We start from the raw sequence: 17,633 nt of genomic DNA, 5'->3' as shown, positions 1-17,633 counted from the left end.
CGCATGGTTCCCGCGGCCGCCGGCCCGAAACCGCGGCGCGACCGGGATTGCCCGGCTCCCGCGGCGGGCACTCCGTGTCGCATGCCGACGACGGCTCCAGGGTGAGCGCGCACGGCGGCCGGGGCGCGCCGCCGCGCTCCGGCGCGCTGACGGCCGCCCAGGCGGCCGCGGGGGCGGTCGTGCTCGCGCGGCTCGCGCGCGGGCGGCGTCGCCGGCCGCCGCTGGCGGCGCCGCCCGCCGGGCGGGCCCGCCCGTCCATCAGCGTCGTGGTGCCGGCCCGCGACGAGGCCGCCCGCATCGGTCCGTGCCTCGCGGGGCTGCGCGCCGACCCCGCCCTGCTCGAGGTGGTCGTCGTCGACGACTGCTCGTCGGACGGCACGGCCGGGGTGGCGGCGGCGGCCGGCGCCCGGGTGGTGGCGGGGACGCCCCCGCCGCCCGGCTGGGTGGGCAAGCCATGGGCACTGCAGCAGGGGCTCGAGGCGGCGAGCGGCGAGGTGGTGGTCGTCCTCGACGCCGACACGCTCCCGCGCCCGGGCCTGGCGGCGGCGCTCGCCGACGCCCTCGACGACGCCGACCTGGTCACCGCCGGCGCGGCGTTCGTCTGCGAGGGCGCCGCCGAGCAGGCCCTCCACGCCGCGATGCTCGCCACGCTGGTCTACCGCTTCGGCCCCGGCGACGCCGAGCGGCCGCCGCGGCCGGCCCGCATGCTCGTCAACGGTCAGTGCATGGCCGCCCGCCGCGAGCGGCTGCTGGCCGAGGGCGGCTTCGCGGCGGCGGCGGGGCACCTGACCGACGACGCCGCGCTCGGGCGCGCCCTCGCCGCGCGCGGCTGGCGGGTCGCATTCGTGTCGGCCGGCGACCTGCTGGCGGTGCGCATGTACCGCTCGGCGCGCGAGACGTGGACGGGCTGGGGGCGCTCCATCGCGCTGGCCGACGTCACCTCGCCCGCCTGGCGGGCGGCCGACGTCGCCGTCACCGCGCTCACGATGGCCCTCCCGGTGGCGCGCGCGCTCGCCGGGCGGCCGCGCCCGCTCGACCTGGCGCTGCTGGCGGTGCGCGCCGCCCTGCTCGCCGGGCTGCGCGGGGCCTACGCGCGGCCCGGGCCCGGCTTCTGGCTGTCGCCGCTCGCCGACCCGCTGGCGGTCACGAGGCTGACGCGCTCCGCCCTGCGGCCCGACCGTCGCTGGCGCGGGCGGGCCTTCGCGGGCGCAGCCGGCTCCAGGCGAACAGGAGGCCGATGATCCCCATCAGCCACAGCACCGGCAGCGTGCGCTCGCGCGGCCCGGCGAGGAGGATGGCGAGCGGCAGCGCGAACGTCCCCGCGCGCGCCGCCCAGGCGAACGACCGCAGGATCCACACGATGGCGAACAGCGCCCAGCAGAGCAGCGCGGCCAGCGGCACGAGCGCCGTGGCCCCGCCGACGAAGACCATCACCGACTTGCCCCCGCGCAGCCGCGCCGTGACCGGCAGCGCGTGGCCGAGCATCGCGCCGAGCACCCCGAGCCAGCCGCCCCACCAGCCGCCGAGCGCGAGGCCCGCCAGGGCCGCGACCAGCCCCTTCGCCCCGTCGAGCACGAAGGCCGGCGCGGCCCGGCGCGGCCCGAGGTGCTCGAGCGCGTTCCAGGCCCCCGGGTTGCGGTCGCCCACCCGGCGCAGGTCGACGCCGTGACGGCGGGCGACGCGCGGCGAGAGCTGCAGGCAGCCGACGGCGTAGCCGACCACGAGGGCGAGCGCGTGGAGCACGGCCCCGTCGCCTCCTTCCACCTGACCCGCTACCGGCCCGCCACGGCCCGCGACGGCCTGGCGAGGATGGGGCTCGACCGCCCGGTCCTGGCGCGCACGCGCGGCCTGCGCTTCTGGCGGCTGCTCGGCACCGGGCGCGGCCGCACGATGACCCTGAGCGCCGACCTGCGGCGCTGGGCGATGTTCGCGGTGTGGGACGACGCGTCGGCGCTCGCGCGCTTCATGGAGGGGTCCGAGGTCGCGGCGCGCTGGCGCGCGCTCGGCCAGGAGACGTACGGGGTGCGGCTGCGCCCGCTGCGCGCCGTGGGCGCGTGGGGCGGGCGGCGGTTCGACGTGCCCGGCGACCCGCCGCCCTGGGACGGCGCCGTCGCGGTGCTGACGCGGGCGAGCATCAGGCCGCGCCGCCTCGCGGCCTTCTACCGTGCGATCGCCCCGCCGGCCTCGGCCCTCGAGGGCAGCCCCGGCCTGCTCGCGTCGCTCGGCATGGGCGAGTGGCCGGTCGCCCGGCAGGCGACCTTCTCCCTGTGGGGGTCGTGGGCGGCGGCGCGGGCCTACGCCTACGGCGGCCCCGAGCACATGGCGGTGATCCGCCGCACCCGGGACGAGCGCTGGTACTCGGAGGAGCTGTTCGCGCGCTTCCGCCCCGACGCCTCGTGGGGCACGTGGGACGGGGCCGACCCGCTGCAGGCGGCGTCACCGGGCGGGCCCCACGGCGCGGGCGACGGTCGCGGCGCCGAGCATCACCAGCGGTAGCCCCCCGCCCGGGTGGACGGTGCCGCCCACGAGCCACGCGCCGCGCAGCCCGCGCACCCGGTTGCCCGGCCGGCGCAGCGTGCCGAGCCGCCCGTGCGGAGCCGCCCCGTAGATCGCGCCGCCGGCCGCGCCGCTCTCGCGGTCGAGGTCGCCGGGCGTCCGGGCGGCGCGCACCACCACCCGGTCGGCCACGCCGAGCCGCGCGATGGCCGCGTCGGCGACCGCCCCCCAGTCGGCCGCGTCGCCCGCCGCCGGCGCGTTGACCAGCACGAACCAGTTCTCGTGGCCGGGGGGCGCCGCGCCCGGGTCGGTCGCGCAGGAGGCGCTCACGTAGATCGTCGGCTCGCGCGGCGGCCGCCCGGCGAACACGTCGTCGAACTCGGCGTCGTAGTCGGCGGGGAAGCGGATCTCGTGGTGCACCAGGCCGGGCGTCGCGCCGCGCAGGCCGAGCAGCGTCACGAGGCCCGAGAGCGACCGCTCGCGGGGGCGGCGGGGCGGCCGGCCGAGCAGCGGCCCGAGGGCCCGCTCGGCGTCGACGTTGAGCACGACCGCGTCGGCCGGGACGACGCCGTCGTCGGTGAGCACGCCCCGGGCCCGCCGGTCCCGGCGCAGCACCCGCCGCACCGGCGTCCCCAGGCGCAGCTCGCCGCCGAGCGCCTCCAGGCGCCGGGCCAGCGCGAGCACGATCTCGTGCACGCCCCCGCGCGGATGCCAGGCGCCGAAGGCGTGCTCGACGTACCCGGCGAGCGCCAGCGCCGCGGGCGCCCGCCGCGGGTCGGCGCCGGCGTAGGTCGCGAAGCGCTCGATGACCATCCGCAGCCGCGGGTCGCGGGCGTGGGCGCGCGCCAGCTGGCGCAGCGTCCACCACGGGCGCACGCGCACGAGCGACGACGGCGACGGCCGCGGATCGCCGGGCCGGGGGCGGGAGGGCGGCCACGGAGCCGGCCCCTCCAGCACGGGCGCCGAGGCGCGCCACATCGCCGCGCAGGTGCCGAGGAAGGCCATCCAGTCGTCGCCCGCCCCGGGCGACCAGCGCTCGAGCGCGGCCACGGCGCGCGGCACGTCGGCCGACAGCTCCACGCTGGAGCCGTCGGCGAAGCGGTAGCGGGTGACCGGCTCCACCCGCACCAGCTCCAGCTCGTCCTCGAGCGGCCGGCCGGTGGCGCGGAACAGGTCGCCGAGCACGTGCGGCATCGTCACGAGCGAGGGGCCGGCGTCCCAGCGGAACCCGTCGCGCTCCACGCGGGCGGCCTTGCCGCCCGGCGCCGGGCCGGCCTCGAGCACGGTCACCCGGTGCCCGGCGTGGGCGAGGCGCACCGCGCAGGCCAGCCCGCCGACGCCGGCGCCGACGACCGCGACCCTCATCGGCGCCGGCGCAGCAGCGCCGGCAGCGCCACGGCGCCCATCGCGGCCGACCCGGCCAGCGCGGACACCGGCCGCCGCCACAGCACCGCGTTGGCGAACGTCTCGCCGGCCCAGGTCCACAGGTACGCGGCCACCGCGGCGCCGTCGCGGTCGGGCGGGCCGCGCCGCTCGGCCGCCGCCCACGCGGCGAACAGCGCCAGCCCCGTCCCCCACCAGCCGGCGAAGTTGGTGGCGGGGATGCCCTCGTAGCGGCCGCGCCGCTCCCAGGTCCAGTAGCCCTCGCGGGCCATCCGCGGGTCGAGGAAGACGTCCCACGCGGTGAGCGCCGCGGCCGCGAGCGGCACCCGCCCCGCCGGCGCGCGGGTGATCCGGCCGGCGACCGCCCAGGCGGGGCGCGCCATCAGCGCCCACGCCGCCGAGGCCAGCAGCGGCACGCCGCCCACGCGCGGGCCGAGGCGCTCCGAGTAGCGGTAGCGGCCGAACGGGAACCCGGTGCGGACGCCGGCGAGCTCCGCCGCGAAGCCGACGGCGCCCGCGGCCGCGACCAGCGCCGGGCCGCGGCGCGGCCCCCGCGCCTCGGCCGCCTCGGCCACCGACGCCGCCAGCGCGAGCGCCACGATCCCCCGGGTGGCGCGGGGCGTGGCCGGCGCGTCCCGGGTGCGCAGGCCGTGGCGCACCTGCGCCGCGCCGAGCGCGGCCAGCAGCGCGTGCGAGGGCCGGGGCGCCCTCATCGCAGCAGGGCCCCGGCCCGCGCGGCCAGCACGAGCCTGCGGCCGCGCGGCACCACGGCGCGGCCGGCCCGGGCGCCGTAGCCCTCGCGCTCGATCTGGCGCAGGATCTCGCGGTACATCGCCGCCGCGGAGGCGATCGCCCGGCGGCCCCGCCGCAGCTGGGCGATCTCGGGAATGGCCAGCCGGTAGAGCGCGTCGGCGCGCGCGATCTGGTCGCGCAGCAGCGCGTCGCGCGCGCCGGGCGCCAGCGCCGCGGGCCCGCCGAAGCGGCGCAGCGTGCCCTCGGCCACGTACACGCGGCCGCCGGCGGCGTCCTCGTCGATGTCGCGCAGGATGTTCGTCCGCTGCATCGCCTGCCCCAGGGTGACGGCCGCCGCGTCGGCCCGCGCCTGGTCGCGGGCGCCGAGCACCCGCGACATCACCACGCCCACCGTGCCGGCCACCCGGTAGCAGTACCGGTCGACCTCGGCCTCGTCGGCGGGCGCCTCGCCCGCCACGTCCGCGCGCATGCCCGCGCAGAAGTCGGCGAACGCCCACCGCGGCAGCGGGTGCCGCGCCGCCATGCGATCCAGGATCGCGACCTCGGGCGTGGGGGCGCCGTGCGCCGGCGGCTCGCCGCGCGCCCAGGCCTCGACGGCGGCGACCCGGGCGGCGGCGTCGTCACGCCGCTCGTCCACGAGGTCGTCGAGCGTGCGGAACACCAGGTAGAGCATGTACACGTCGTCGCGCACGGCGCCCGGCAGCATGCGGCAGGCGAGCGCGAAGGTGCGGGCCACGCGCCGGGTGGTGGCGCGGGCCTCGCCGAGCGTCGGCGCCGCGAGCGCGTGCGACGACGCGCTCACCGGGCGCCCGCCGGCACGCGGCGCCGTGGCGCCGCCGCGGCGTCGGCGGCGACCAGGTCGCCGGTGATCGCCGCCCCGAGCAGGACGCCGGGGATGCCGGCGCCCGGATGGGTGCCCCCGCCCACGAAGTAGAGGTTGCGGATGCGCCGGTCGCGGTTGGGGACGCGGAAGTACGCCGACTGGCCGAGGGTGGGCTCGATCGAGAACGCGTTGCCCCACTCCGCCCCGAGCCGGCGCTCGAAGTCGAGCGGGGTCATGCGGTGCTCCACCACGACGTCGGCCGCCAGCCCGTGCAGGCCGTACGAGCGCTCCATGTCGGCGACGAGCGCGTCGCGCACCTCGTCGGCGGCGGCGGTCCAGTCGGTGCCGCCGCGCAGGTTCGGCGTCGGCAGCAGCACCGCCAGCGAGTCGCCGCCCGGCGCGGCCATCGCCGCCTCGGTGCGGCTCGGCGCGTGCACGTAGGTCGAGAACGTGCGCGGCACCACGCCCCTGCGCGTCACGTCGCGGATGAAGCTCCGGTAGCCCGGCCCCACCAGCAGCGTGTGGTGCAGCAGGCCGGGCCAGCGCCGCCGCGTGCCCATGTAGACGAGGAAGCACGACATCGTGGGCCGCAGCCGCCGCCGGGGCGCCGGCCGGCCGAGCAGGGCCGGCGTGCGCAGGACGTCGGCGTTCGAGATCACCACGTCGGCGGCGATGCGCCCGCCGCCGGCCAGGCGGACGCCCGTCGCGCGCTCGCCGGACCACTCGATCGCCTCCACCGGCTCGCCGCAGCGCAGGTCGAGGTCCCGGGCGAGCGCCTCGACCAGCGCGTAGACGCCGCCGTCGACGTACCAGCCGCCGTCGGCGACCTGCAGGTACACCAGCGCCGCGTAGAGCGCCGGCACGCGGAACGGGTCGCCGCCGATGAAGAGCGAGTGGAACGAGAACGCCTCGCGCACGCGGGGGTGGCGGAACGCCCGGGCGACGTAGGCGTGCAGGGGCGGCAGTACCCCCAGGCGCGCCATGCGCGGCACCAGGCGGGCGAAGTCGCCCGCGCGCAGGAAGGGCCGGCGGCCCGCGTCGAGGATCACGCTGCGGTAGACCGGCTCGAGCCCGTCGAGGAAGGGCCGTACCCGGCGGGCGTCCCGGGGGGAGAAGCGCGCGACCTCGGCCTCCAGGCGGCCGACGTCGTCGGCGAAGTCGAAGTGCCGCTCGTCGCCCGCCCAGCGGATCCGGTACATCGGGTCCAGGCGGCGCATCGTCACCTCGGAGCGCAGGTCCAGCCCGCCCGCGGCGAAGGCCTCCTCCAGCACCCAGGGCATGGTCACGAGCGAGGGCCCCGTGTCCCAGGTGTAGCCGGCGTCGCGCAGGCGGTACGCGCGGCCGCCCGGCGCCTCCTGGCGCTCCACCACGGTCACGTCGTGGCCGTCGTGCCGCAGGCGCCGCGCCACGGCCAGGCCGCCGAGCCCGGCGCCGATCACCACCACCCTCACGCGACCGCCCTCACGGCCACCGCGTCCGCGCGCGCGAGCACCCGCGACGCCAGCGCGCGCAGCGCCGCGGCGTCGGCGTCGTGCGCCAGGTCGTCCAGCGCCGCGTGCGCCGCGTCGGCGTGCTCCGCCGCGCGCTCCGCGGCCGCCCGGGTGCCGGCGTGCGCGGCGAGCTCGTCGCAGAGCCGGGCGCGCACGCCCGCGTCGCCGGCGGCGGCGCGCACGGCCGGGCCCAGCCAGGGGTCCAGCCGCAGGGCGAGGATGACGGGCAGGGTCATCGTGCCGTCGGCCAGGTCGGCGCCGCGCGGCTTGCCGGTGACGGCGGCGTCGCCGGTCAGGTCGAGGACGTCGTCCACGATCTGGTAGGCCACGCCGAGGTGGCGGCCGAACGCGGCCAGCCGCCGCCGGGCCTCGGGCGGGGCCCCGCCCGCGAGCGCGCCGAGGTGGCACGCCGCCGCCAGCAGGGCGCCGGTCTTGAGCAGGCAGCGCTCCACGTAGATCTCCTCCCCCAGCCCCACGTCGCCGCGGCCCGCCGCCTGCAGCAGCTCGCCGCGGGTCAGCTCGTCGGTCGCGCGCGCGAGCACCCGCACCGCCGCGGGGTCGCAGAGGCGCGCCGCCTCGCGGAACGCCGCGGCCATCAGGACGTCGCCGACCGCGACCGCGCGACCGCGGCCGTGGGCGCCGACGACGCTCGGCCGGCCGCGCCGCAGCGGGGCGCCGTCGATGACGTCGTCGTGCACGAGCGTCGCCATGTGCATGAGCTCCACGGCCGCCGCGGCCGCGACGACGCCATGGGCGCGGCCGGGCGCCGGGCCGGCGCAGGCCAGGACCATGCGCGGGCGCGTGCGCTTGCCGCCCGAGGCGAGCGTCGCCCGCGCCGGCCCGGCCACGGCCGGGTGCCCCGCCGCGACGACCGCCTCGAGCCGCCGCTCGCAGGCCGCGAGGAGCGTCGCCGCGCGGCCGGGCGGCGCGACGACGGCGCCCTCAGGGCGTGCGGCGGTGGTCAGCGTGCCCCCTCCCCCTGTCCGTCCATCGGCGTCGGTCCTCCTCCCGGCCGGGCCCGCGGTACGCGGCGCGGCGATGGCTGTCGGACCTCCATACGCACGCGATCCGGCGTTCGGATTCAGCGGCGCCGGCGCGGTCGCGACGGACGGATGCGGCGGGCGGCACGGCCCGCAGGTTCCCGCGGCGTGCCGCGCGAAACCGGACGCGGCACGGCGCCCGAGGGCCGTCGCGGGCGCTCGGCGCCGCTGGACGTAGATACTCCCCCCGAGTATATTGCCGGCATCACGGGACGCCTCCGGCAGCGCCGGCGGCGTCCAGGCGGTGCTCATGGGAGGAGCGATCAGTGGCGACCCACCACCCGGCCGAGGCCGATCACGCGCACGAGACGGGCCACGCCGGCGGGCACGCCGCCCGCGGCGGGCACGACCGGCACGCCGGCCACGACAAGCACGCCGGCCACGACGTGGCGATGTTCCGCCGCAGGTTCTGGTGGAGCCTGCTGCTGAGCATCCCGGTCGTGTTCACGAGCCACATGGTCATGGACTGGTTCGGCTACGACCTGGACGTCGCCGGCATCGAGCTGGTCGGCCCGGTGCTCGGCTCGGTGATCTTCTGGTGGGGCGGCTGGCCGTTCCTCGAGGGCGGCTGGCGCGAGGCCCGCGAGCGTCGGCCGGGGATGATGCTGCTGATCGCGATGGCGATCAGCGTCGCCTACGTCGCCTCGATGGCCACCTCGCTGGACCTGTTCGGCCTCGATTTCTGGTGGGAGCTGGCGCTGCTGGTGACCATCATGCTGCTGGGGCACTGGCAGGAGATGAAGGCGCTCGGACAGGCGCAGGACGCCCTCGCGGCCCTCGCCGCGCTGCTGCCCGACGAGGCCGAGCGGGTCAGCCCGGACGGCGGGGTCGAGACGATCGCGCTCGACGCGCTGCGCGCCGGCGACGTCGTGCTGGTGCGCAGCGGCGCCCGGGTGCCCGCCGACGGCGAGATCACCGACGGCGCCGCCGAGCTGGACGAGTCGATGATCACCGGCGAGTCCCGGCCGGTCGCGAAGGCGGCCGGCGACCGGGTGGTCGCCGGGACGGTCTCCACCGACTCGGCGATCCGCGTGCGGGTCGATGCCCTCGGCGAGGACACCGCCCTCGCCGGCATCCAGCGGCTCGTGGCCGATGCGCAGGCGTCGCGCTCGCGCGCCCAGGTGCTGGCCGACCGCGCCGCGGCGCTCCTCTTCTACGTGGCGATGGCCGCCGCGGTGATCGCCGCCGGGGTGTGGCTGGCCGTCGGCGACGCCGACGACGCGGTCGTGCGGGTGGTCACCGTGCTCGTCATCTCGTGCCCCCACGCGCTCGGCCTGGCCATCCCCCTGACCACGTCGATCTCCTCGGCCCGCGCGGCGAGCCACGGCATCCTCGTGCGGGAGCGCCTCGCCCTGGAGCGCAGCCGCACCGTCGACGCGGTCCTGTTCGACAAGACCGGGACGCTCACGAGGGGGCGCCACGCCGTCGTGGGCGTGGCGGGCGCCGGCCTCGACGAGGACGAGGTGCTGCGCCTGGCGGCCGGCGTGGAGTCGGACAGCGAGCACCCGCTCGCCCGCGCGATCGTGGCGGCGGCGCGCGAGCGCGGGCCGATCGCGACGGCGGAGGGCTTCCGCTCGATCACCGGCCGCGGCGTCGAGGCCGACATCGAGGGCGTCCCGCACGCGGTCGGCGGGCCGGCCCTGCTGCGCGAGCGCGGCCTCCGCGAGCCGGAGGGGATCGCCGGGTGGGCGCAGGGCTGGCGGGACCGCGGCGCAGCGGTGCTCCACCTCGTGCGCGGCGACCGGATCGTCGGCGGCCTGGCCCTCGAGGACGAGGTGCGCCCTGAGGCCCGCGCCGCGGTCGAGGAGCTCCAGGCCATGGGCCGACGGGTCGTCATGATCACCGGCGACGCCCGCGAGGTGGCCGACGCCGTCGGCGCCGACCTCGGCCTCGACGAGGTGTTCGCCGAGGTGCTCCCCGAGCACAAGGCCGCGAAGGTCGCCGAGCTCCAGGCGCGCGGCCTGAGCGTGGCCATGGTGGGCGACGGCGTCAACGACGCGCCGGCCCTGGCGGGCGCCGACGTCGGCATCGCCATCGGCGCCGGCACCGACGTCGCCATCGAGTCGGCGGGCCTCATCCTGGCGAGCTCCGACCCGCGCGCGGTGGTCAGCACCATCAGGCTCTCGGCGGCCGCGTACCGCACCAGCCTCCAGAACCTCTGGTGGGCGGCGGGCTACAACATCGTGGCGATCCCGATCGCCGCCGGCGCCCTGGAATGGGCGGGGGTCTCGATGCCGCCCGCCGTGGCGGCGATCCTGATGAGCGTCTCGACGATCGTCGTCGCCCTCAACGCCCAGCTGCTGCGCCGGGTGGACCTGCGGCCGGCGCCGATGGAGGCGGACGCCGCGCCGCGGCCGCATCCCGTGCCGGCGACGTGACCGGCGGCGGCGGGGGGCCCGGCGACCCGCGTGCGCCGGCTCCCGCCGCCGTCGGCCGTTCAGCCGCCGTCGCCCATCCCGCGCGACATCATCAGGACCATCGCGCCCATCATGACCAGGCAGCCGAGCGCGCCGAGCAGTGCCCAGCCGCCGGCGCCGAGCGCCACCAGCATCGCGACGACCCCCGCCGCCGCCGCCGCGCACCACCACATCGCCGTGTGCGAGTGGCGCATCACCCCTCCGTTCGCCGTGGGGTGCCGGCCGGCTGTGCCCGCACCCGGTTCATGACCCCGCCCATGCTCCATCGGCCCAGCTCCGCCCGCCGTCGGCGCTGCTGCGCAGGGCGCCGTGCTCGAGCGCGACGATCAGGCGGTCGGCGGCCGGCACGGTCATCGCCTCCGGGCGGCCGCCGACGCGGCCGGCGCGTGCCCAGGACGCGCCGCCGTCGCGGCTGACCCGCAGCTCGCCGTCGAGCGACAGCGCGTAGAGGGCGTCGCGGCGCGGCCAGGCGAGCAGACCGGGCGGCCCGTCGAGCGGGCGCCAGCCGCGCCCGTCGTCCTCCGAGACGATCAGCCCACGCTCCGACGCCGCGACGATCCGGGACGGGTCGTCCGGGTCCACCACCAGGTCGAGGAGGGGCGGCGGACGGCGCACACGCCAGGTCCGGCCGCCGTCCTCGCTGATCATCAGCCGGCCGCCGCTCGCGTCGTAGCCGTGAATGAACGTGCCGGTGGCGCGCAGGGCGTGGAAGTCGGCCTCGCCGAGCAGGGAGATCGGCTCCCAGGAGCGGCCGCGGTCGCGGGACCCGATCAGGCCGAGCAGCGGCGGCAGCCCCTCCCGCAGGTCCGGGTGCCCCGAGCCGAGGAAGTGGTCGGCGGCCGCGATCGTGAACCCCATCGTGTCCTGGCGGCGGTCGCCGACGCGGGCGGCGTCGTCCGACCCGCGCTCCATCCGGAACAGGCCCGTGTGGGTCGCGATGTAGAGCGCGCCGTCCGCCGGGTTCAGCCCGAGGCCGTGGGCGTGGATGGGGTCGGCGTCGGCGCCCGCCGGCGTCGTCTCGACGTCGCCGGAGCAGGCGGCGAGGGCCAGCACGCCGAGCAGCGCCAGCGCGGCCGCGACGGCGCGGAACGTGTCGGGGCGCGCGCGGCGCCTGCGTGTCGGGCGGTGCATCGGCACCCACGATGTCGGACGGCGCCCGGACCGCCAAGGACGGCCCGCGTCCCCCGTCACAGGTCCGAAACAGGCCCCTGGTACTCCTCGGGTCGAGGCGTCGACGCGAAGGGGGATGCGATGACCAGCAGGCTGTGGGTGATCCTCGGGGTGGCGGGCGTGGTCGCGCTGGCCGCCGGGCTCGGGATCGGCATGGCGCTCGCCGGCGACGACCACGGGCCCGGCGACGGCCCGCACGCGGGCGGCGGCGCGTGGATGGAGGCGCCGATGGGCTCGTGGCCCGACGGCGGGATGGGCTCGGGCATGGCCGGCGGCGGTCGGCTGGGCGAGCGCGCGTTCCTGCAGATGATGGTGCCGCACCACCGCTCGGCGGTGGCGATGGCCGAGCTCGCCCTGGAGCGCGCCGAGCGTCCGGCGGTGCGCCGCCTGGCCGAGCGGATCGTCGCCTCGCAGGAGGAGGAGATCGAGCGGATGCGGACCTGGAGCGAGCAGTGGTTCGGCGAGCCGCTCACCGAGGACGCCTCCGGCCCGCACGCGAGCATGGACATGTCGGGCCTCGAGGCGACGCCTGCCCGCGAGTTCGACCGCGCGTTCCTGGCGGCGATGATCCCGCACCACGCGAGCGCGCTGATGATGGCCGACGCGGCCCTCCGCGGCGGCCCGCGCGGCGAGCTCGAGCGGATGGCGCATGAGATCATCGCCGCCCAGGCGGAGGAGATCGGGCAGATGCAGCGCTGGCGGCAGACGTGGTTCCCGCCGCTCGGATGAGCGGGCCGATCCACCGGGCGAGCCGATGAGCCCCTCGATCCTCGTCGTCGACGACGAGCCGGGCATCATCGAGCTCGCCTCGGCGTACCTGCGCCGCGACGGCTTCACCGTGCGCACCGCGCGCACCGGCCGCCGTGCGCTCGACGCCCTCGCCACCCAGCCGGCCGACCTCGTCGTGCTCGACCTCATGCTGCCCGACATCGCCGGCGAGGAGGTCTGCGCCAGCCTGCGCCGCCACTCGGCCGTGCCGATCCTGATGCTGACCGCCAAGTCGGCCGAGGCCGACCGCCTGCGCGGCCTCGCCCTCGGGGCCGACGACTACCTGGTGAAGCCGTTCTCGCCGCGAGAGCTCGTCGCTCGGGTGCGCGCCATCCTGCGCCGCTCCGGCGGCCGGGGCCAGCCCGCGGCGGACCTGCTCGTGATCGACGGCGGCAGGCTCGAGGTCGACCTCGCCGCCCACGAGGCCCGCCTCAACGGCGCCGCGCTGGCGCTCACGGTGGCCGAGTTCCGCCTGCTGGCGGCGCTCGCGCGCCAGCCGCGGCGGGTCTTCTCGCGCTACGACCTCCTGCAGGCGGTGCAGGGACCCGACGTCGAGGGCATCGAGCGCACCGTCGACGTCCACGTGATGCGCCTGCGCAAGAAGATGGACGAGGCGCTGCCGGGCGCCGCGGGCTACGTGGCGACCGTCTACGGGGTGGGCTACCGGCTGGAGGAGTCCGTGTGAGCGTCGGCCGCCTCGGCCTGCGCGCGCGCCTGGTGGCCGCCTTCGTCGGCATCGCCGCCCTCGCGGTGCTGGTGGCCGCCCTCCTGACCGGCTGGGGCCTCCACCGCACGTTCGACGACTACCTCGCCCGGCGCAGCGACCAGGCGGGCCGCGACGCGGTGGCCCTCGCCGAGACCGCCTACGCCACCGCGGGCGGGCGCTGGAGCGCCGACGCGCTCGACATCCTGTCCCACGAGTTGGTGCTGACCGGCTACGACTACCGGCTGCGCGAGGGCGGGCGGGTGCTGATCGACACCACCAAGCTGGACCGCGACGGCCTCGACTTCAGGCGCGTGTCCGAGCTGCCGGTGCACGGGCCGCGCGGCGGCCGGGTGGCGACGCTGGAGCTGTACGCCCTCGGTGCGGACGGCGACACGCCCGCCGACGAGGAGCTGCGGCAGGAGCTCGACCAGGGCCACCTGCTCGCCGCGGCCATCGCCGCCGTCGTGGCGATCGGCGCAGGCCTCGTGGTGGCCGGCCGCCTGTCGCGGCCGCTCCGGCGGCTGACGGTGGCCGCCCGCGGGCTGGCCGCCGGGGGGCGCACGCCCGAGCTCCCCGGCGCGTCGGCCGAGGTGCGCGAGCTGGCGGAGGCGCTCGACGGCCTCTCCGCCGACCTCGAGCGCCAGCGACGCGCCCGCCGCCAGCTGGCCGCCGACCTCTCGCACGAGCTGCGCACGCCGCTCATGCTGCTCCAGGGCCGCATCGAGGCGATGCAGGACGGCGTGGTGCCGTTCGACGCCGACGGGCTCGCGGCGCTCCACACCGAGACCCTGCGCCTCAGCCGCCTGATCGGCCAGATCGAGCGCCTCGCCGAGTCGGAGGCGCAGCCGTCGCCGCTGCGGGTCGGGGTCGTGGCGCTCGACGAGGTGGCCGCGCAGGTGCACGCGAGCCTGGCGGCCGCCTTCGAGATCCGCGGGCTGGCGCTCGAGGTCGACGCGCGCCCGGCGCGCGCGGCGGGCGACCCCGACGCGGTGCGCCAGATCGCCGTCAACCTGCTCTCCAACGCCCTCAAGTACGCGCCGCCGGCAGGCGCCGTGCGCCTCGGGACGGCGCTCGACGACGGCTGGGCGACCATGCGGGTCCACGACGACGGCGACCCGGCGGCGCTCGACCCCGACCGGATCTTCGAGCGCTTCCACCGCGGCTCGGAGGCCGCCTGGACCAGCGGCGGCGAGGGCCTCGGGTTGGCGATCGCCAGGGAGCTCGCCGAGGCGCAGGGCGGCTCCCTCGAGCTCGAGCCCTCCGGGGGCACCTGCTTCGTGCTGCGCCTGCCGGCGGCCTCCGGGGCCGCCTCCGGGCGCACGCAGGCCGCCCCGACGGCGCGCGCGCCGAAGGGATGACGCGACGCGCAGCGCGCCGGTCGGCGGCGAGGGGACGCGCCGGCTGGTGACGCAATCGGCCCACCCGTCCGTGCCGGACGGACGGGACCCCTCGGCGGACACCCCGCCCGCGGGCGACCGCCTCGGCGAGGTGCGCCGCGATGGCCGGCGCGACGTGCGGCCGCTCCTGACCCACCCCGGCGCGTCGGCCGGCGGCGCCGAGATCGCCCCGGTCGAGTCGCGGCGATCGGACCGCGGCGGATGCCGGCCCCGGCCGCCGCGCGCATCGGGTCGCTGCGGAGGCCGTCGGCCGCGGCGACCCCGCTCGATGTTCTCGCGGCCGATGACACGCTCGGCCGCCTGCGGCTGGTTCGATCGCGGGCGCGGGCGGCGCAGCCGTCTCGCCGGAGTCCGGCCCGCAGACGCCCCCAGGTCACCGGCGCCTCGGGCATCACTTCGGGGCGTCGCCGCCTCGGGGATCACTCGGGCGTCGCCGCCGATCGCCGGATCGCGCGGCGGACACACCGGAGGCCTCGGCGGCCGGCGAGACCCCCCGGCGCCGGCGATCACGGATCGATGACGACGCCCTCGCTGCTCGTCTCGCCGGGATCGCCGAGCCGCTGCTCGGCGATCCGGCTGTCCGGGCGCACGGCGACGACCGCCTCGCGGGCGTCCGGACGGCCGGTCAGCGGCGCGCGCCCCCGACGGTCGTGAGGGGGCGGACCTGGAGCAGGTGGACGGCGCCGTCCGCGAGGGCCCACTCGATGTCCTGGCCCGGGCCGAAGGCCGCCTCGCAGCGCACGGCGAGCTCGTGGAGCTCTGCGAGGTGCGACTCCTGCAGGCAGAGGGCGCCCACGGCGCCCCCGTGCACGGCGACCTCGGCGCGCCCCCCGCCGGGGGTCGCGCGCAGGGCGACGTCCTTGCGCCCCGCGGCCGCCTCCAGCACGGTGCCCGAGGAGCTGAGGCGGTGCCGGTCGGGGATCACCCGCCCGTTCACCACCACCTCGCCGAACCCCCAGCTCGACTCGACGAGCAGCTCGTCGGAGCCGTCGATCGGATCGCGGGTGAAGAGGACGCCTGCGACGTCGGCGCGCACGAGCTGCTGGACGACGACGCCCATGCGGGCCGGTCCCCCGACGCCCAGCCGGCGCCGGTAGGCCCGGGCGGCGTCCGAGCGCCCCGAGCGCCACACCTGCCGGACCGCCTCGACGATGCTGTCGGAGGTCACGTTGAGCAACGTCTCGTGCTGACCGGCGAAGCTCGTGCGCCCGCCGTCCTCGCCGACCGCCGAGGAGCGGACGGCCAGGCCGTCGCGTGCCTCGCGCAGCAGCGGCAGGGATCGTAGCTCCGCCTCGGCGGCGGGGTCCCCGGCGCCCACGGCGTCGGCGGCCGGCCAGGCGACCGCGACCCCGGCGGGCACCGGCAGCCCCGCGCGGATCGCCCGCGCGAGGCCGGCGGCCTTGCCGCCGAAGCGCGTGGCCTCGGCGGCGTCGGCGAGCAGTGCCCAGGTCACGAGAGCACCTCGACCTCTCCGGCGGCGCCGTCCACGCGCACGCGCGCGCCGTCGGGGATGAGCACCGTCGCGTCGCGCGTGCCGACGACCCCGGGGATGCCGTACTCGCGGCTGACGATGGCCGCGTGGGAGAGGATGCCGCCGGCGTCGGTCACGATCGCGCCGACCAGGGGGAGGGCGATGTTGAACGACTCGGTCGTCGACCCGGTCACGAGGATGTCACCGGTGCGCAGCCGGCCGAGCTCGGCGGGCCCGGACAGCACGCGGGCGACGCCGACGGCCACGCCGGGGCTGGCGCCGGTGCCCCGCACGACCCGGGCCTCGCTCTCGGCGTCCGACGGCATGAACAGCGCCGCGATGGAGGCGTCGAGGGCCCGCATCATGCGCGCGGCGGCCGCGGGCACGCGGTCGAGCGGCGGCGGCGGAGGGGGCGGATCGCCGAGGAACGGCGGCAGGTCCGCGGCGCGGTGCGTCGCCCGGAAGCGGGCGCGCGCCGCCAGCTCGTCGGCGGTGGGGCCGCCGCGGCCGGAGATCAGGTCGCGCATCTCCTCGTACCCGGCCTCCGCGAGCTGGGTCGGCTCGTCCAGGACGCCGGCCCGCACCAGGCGCTCGCCCGCGGCCAGGACGACCCGCCGGGTGATGCCCCCGGCCCAGACCTCGCCGAAGTTGCCGCGCTCGTCGCGCACCCGGTACGTGAGCCGGGCCTCGGCGAGGAGGTCGTCGAATTCGTCCCGACAGGAGGGCGGGACGAGGTCCCGGACTCCGGCGACCTCCTCCTGCGAGGGGCCGCCCACCGGCCTCCCGCCGGCCACCGCGACGCGCAGGCGCCCCACGATCACCTCGGGCACCTCGAGGGCGTAGCGGTCGCCGATGTCGAGGCTGTCCACGAGCCGGTAGCCGACCAGGTCGAGGTATGCCGTCGCGGCGTGCCCGACGCCGCCCGGCCATGCGCGCAGCCGGGCCAGGAGGGCGCCCGGCTCCTCGTCGCTCGCCAGCGCCGCCCGCGCCCGGCCGTCGGCGGCGAGGGCCGCCACGAGCCGGTCGAGCTCGTGGGAGCTGCCGGCGGACTCGGGCGCCGCGCCGCGCACGAGCGCCAGGACGCGGGCGGGCGGGAGGCCGGTCCATTCCGCCGCGTGCGCGAGGAAGTCGCCCACGGGGATGAGGGCCGCCCCGTTGAAGACGTGGTGCTGGACGATCATCGCTCGCTGGTGCTCGCGGGCGCGCTGGAGGTGCGCCAGCAGCCCGTCCGTCGACAGCGGCGCGGGATCGACGCGCTGGAGGGCGAGGTGCGCCCGCACGGAGGCCGGCTTCGCCCACCGCTCCCAGCGCTCGACGTCCTCGCGCCAGACGCGCCGGGCGACGGCCTCCGCGGCCGCCGCGAACCGCCGGGGCAGCTCGGCCTCGTCCAGCACGGGACGCGGCGCGAAGTAGGCGAACCCCTGCACCATCCGCCAGTCGAGGACGTCGAGGAGCAGGCCGTAGCGGCGCCCCATGACGGCGAACCCCTCGGCCAGGGCCCCGGGGTGGATCTCGGTACCGAAGCGCGAGTAGGGCCGCGGGGCATGGACGGCGTCCAGCAGCCACGATCCCGGACCGGGGGGCTCCAGGCGCAGGGGGGTCGGTGTGGTGTCGGTCTCGATCATGATCCCGTCCTCTCGTCGGGCGGGGATCCCGCCAGGCCCGGTGCCGGTGGCCCTCCGCCGTGGGGGCAGGATCCGCCGCGAGCCGGCCGGGCCG

Annotated in this window: 16 protein-coding genes; 6 read left to right on the top strand and 10 right to left on the bottom strand. The window is 78.4% G+C overall.

Annotation, left to right across the window (positions count from 1 at the left end):
- Positions 1–101: 101 nt before the first annotated feature.
- The gene (locus tag ITJ85_RS06135; protein ID WP_217915474.1) at positions 102–1,241 is read left to right on the top strand and encodes a glycosyltransferase family 2 protein; all 1,140 of its coding nucleotides are present in this window, start codon (positions 102–104) and stop codon (positions 1,239–1,241) included.
- Here ITJ85_RS06135 and ITJ85_RS06130 read toward each other — a convergent pair.
- Entirely contained in the window at positions 1,144–1,743 is a 600-nt protein-coding gene (locus ITJ85_RS06130; protein ID WP_217915473.1) for a glycerol-3-phosphate acyltransferase, read from the bottom strand. The genes ITJ85_RS06135 and ITJ85_RS06130 overlap by 98 nt on opposite strands.
- Here ITJ85_RS06130 and ITJ85_RS06125 point away from each other — a divergent pair.
- Entirely contained in the window at positions 1,735–2,496 is a 762-nt protein-coding gene (locus ITJ85_RS06125; protein ID WP_217915472.1) for a hypothetical protein, read from the top strand. The two genes, ITJ85_RS06130 and ITJ85_RS06125, sit on opposite strands and share 9 nt — an antisense overlap.
- On the opposite strand, the gene ITJ85_RS06120 is transcribed toward ITJ85_RS06125, so the two are convergent.
- Genes ITJ85_RS06120 through ITJ85_RS06100 form a run of 5 tightly spaced genes read right to left on the bottom strand, consistent with a single transcriptional unit; the run spans position 2,437 to position 7,793 of the window.
- Positions 2,437–3,861, bottom strand: a complete 1,425-nt coding sequence (locus ITJ85_RS06120; RefSeq protein ID WP_217915471.1) for a phytoene desaturase family protein — start codon at positions 3,859–3,861, stop codon at positions 2,437–2,439. The genes ITJ85_RS06125 and ITJ85_RS06120 overlap by 60 nt on opposite strands.
- Entirely contained in the window at positions 3,858–4,592 is a 735-nt protein-coding gene (locus ITJ85_RS06115) for a carotenoid biosynthesis protein (RefSeq protein ID WP_217915470.1), read from the bottom strand. The genes ITJ85_RS06120 and ITJ85_RS06115 overlap by 4 nt, the downstream gene beginning before the upstream one ends.
- Positions 4,589–5,434 (bottom strand): phytoene/squalene synthase family protein, encoded by an 846-nt coding sequence (locus ITJ85_RS06110; protein ID WP_217915469.1) that lies wholly within the window; start codon positions 5,432–5,434, stop codon positions 4,589–4,591. Before ITJ85_RS06110 ends, ITJ85_RS06115 begins: the two co-directional genes overlap by 4 nt.
- Complete coding sequence (gene crtI / locus ITJ85_RS06105; RefSeq protein ID WP_217915468.1) at positions 5,431–6,906, bottom strand: phytoene desaturase family protein; 1,476 nt, start codon at positions 6,904–6,906, stop codon at positions 5,431–5,433. Before crtI ends, ITJ85_RS06110 begins: the two co-directional genes overlap by 4 nt.
- Positions 6,903–7,793 carry a polyprenyl synthetase family protein gene (locus ITJ85_RS06100; protein WP_217915467.1) on the bottom strand — a complete coding sequence of 297 codons (891 nt, stop codon included), beginning with the start codon at positions 7,791–7,793 and terminating at the stop codon, positions 6,903–6,905. Before ITJ85_RS06100 ends, crtI begins: the two co-directional genes overlap by 4 nt.
- 458 nt (positions 7,794–8,251) lie before the next feature.
- Between ITJ85_RS06100 and ITJ85_RS06095 the strand changes: the two genes are divergently transcribed.
- Positions 8,252–10,363, top strand: a complete 2,112-nt coding sequence (locus ITJ85_RS06095) for a copper-translocating P-type ATPase (RefSeq protein WP_217915466.1) — start codon at positions 8,252–8,254, stop codon at positions 10,361–10,363.
- 59 nt (positions 10,364–10,422) lie between these two features.
- Here the strand turns inward: ITJ85_RS06095 and ITJ85_RS06090 are convergent, their stop codons facing one another.
- Both ITJ85_RS06090 and ITJ85_RS06085 read right to left on the bottom strand, forming a co-directional pair.
- Positions 10,423–10,596 carry a hypothetical protein gene (locus ITJ85_RS06090; protein ID WP_217915465.1) on the bottom strand — a complete coding sequence of 58 codons (174 nt, stop codon included), beginning with the start codon at positions 10,594–10,596 and terminating at the stop codon, positions 10,423–10,425.
- Between the two features lie 49 nt (positions 10,597–10,645).
- Positions 10,646–11,533 carry a F510_1955 family glycosylhydrolase gene (locus tag ITJ85_RS06085; RefSeq protein WP_217915464.1) on the bottom strand — a complete coding sequence of 296 codons (888 nt, stop codon included), beginning with the start codon at positions 11,531–11,533 and terminating at the stop codon, positions 10,646–10,648.
- A 120-nt stretch (positions 11,534–11,653) separates the two neighbouring features.
- Between ITJ85_RS06085 and ITJ85_RS06080 the strand changes: the two genes are divergently transcribed.
- The 3 genes from ITJ85_RS06080 to ITJ85_RS06070 are packed head-to-tail and all read left to right on the top strand — an operon-like array spanning position 11,654 to position 14,404.
- Positions 11,654–12,301: a DUF305 domain-containing protein gene (locus ITJ85_RS06080; protein WP_217915463.1), complete on the top strand. Its 648-nt coding sequence runs from the start codon at positions 11,654–11,656 to the stop codon at positions 12,299–12,301.
- Between the two features lie 25 nt (positions 12,302–12,326).
- Positions 12,327–13,025 carry a response regulator transcription factor gene (locus ITJ85_RS06075; protein ID WP_217915462.1) on the top strand — a complete coding sequence of 233 codons (699 nt, stop codon included), beginning with the start codon at positions 12,327–12,329 and terminating at the stop codon, positions 13,023–13,025.
- Positions 13,022–14,404 carry a sensor histidine kinase gene (locus ITJ85_RS06070; protein ID WP_217915461.1) on the top strand — a complete coding sequence of 461 codons (1,383 nt, stop codon included), beginning with the start codon at positions 13,022–13,024 and terminating at the stop codon, positions 14,402–14,404. The genes ITJ85_RS06075 and ITJ85_RS06070 overlap by 4 nt, the downstream gene beginning before the upstream one ends.
- A gap of 664 nt (positions 14,405–15,068) precedes the next feature.
- Here the strand turns inward: ITJ85_RS06070 and ITJ85_RS06065 are convergent.
- Together ITJ85_RS06065 and ITJ85_RS06060 are read right to left on the bottom strand one after the other, a co-directional pair.
- The gene (locus tag ITJ85_RS06065; RefSeq protein WP_217915460.1) at positions 15,069–15,896 is read right to left on the bottom strand and encodes a PEP/pyruvate-binding domain-containing protein; all 828 of its coding nucleotides are present in this window, start codon (positions 15,894–15,896) and stop codon (positions 15,069–15,071) included.
- Positions 15,893–17,539 (bottom strand): PEP-utilizing enzyme, encoded by a 1,647-nt coding sequence (locus ITJ85_RS06060; protein ID WP_217915459.1) that lies wholly within the window; start codon positions 17,537–17,539, stop codon positions 15,893–15,895. Before ITJ85_RS06060 ends, ITJ85_RS06065 begins: the two co-directional genes overlap by 4 nt.
- Positions 17,540–17,633: the final 94 nt, after the last annotated feature.

This window comes from Miltoncostaea marina (genome assembly GCF_018141525.1).
In the GTDB taxonomy this organism is placed as follows: domain Bacteria; phylum Actinomycetota; class Thermoleophilia; order Miltoncostaeales; family Miltoncostaeaceae; genus Miltoncostaea; species Miltoncostaea marina.
This window is presented reverse-complemented; position numbering and strand designations above follow the sequence as displayed.

Excerpts from the sequence above, each read along its gene's own strand:
- ITJ85_RS06120 (WP_217915471.1), bottom strand. The coding sequence starts at position 3,861 with ATGAGGGTCGCGGTCGTCGGCGCCGGCGTCGGCGGGCTGGCCTGCGCG.
- ITJ85_RS06115 (WP_217915470.1), bottom strand. The coding sequence starts at position 4,592 with ATGAGGGCGCCCCGGCCCTCGCACGCGCTGCTGGCCGCGCTCGGCGCG.
- ITJ85_RS06090 (WP_217915465.1), bottom strand. The coding sequence starts at position 10,596 with ATGCGCCACTCGCACACGGCGATGTGGTGGTGCGCGGCGGCGGCGGCG.
- ITJ85_RS06085 (WP_217915464.1), bottom strand. The coding sequence starts at position 11,533 with ATGCACCGCCCGACACGCAGGCGCCGCGCGCGCCCCGACACGTTCCGC.
- ITJ85_RS06080 (WP_217915463.1), top strand. The coding sequence starts at position 11,654 with ATGACCAGCAGGCTGTGGGTGATCCTCGGGGTGGCGGGCGTGGTCGCG.
- ITJ85_RS06075 (WP_217915462.1), top strand. The coding sequence starts at position 12,327 with ATGAGCCCCTCGATCCTCGTCGTCGACGACGAGCCGGGCATCATCGAG.
- ITJ85_RS06060 (WP_217915459.1), bottom strand. The coding sequence starts at position 17,539 with ATGATCGAGACCGACACCACACCGACCCCCCTGCGCCTGGAGCCCCCC.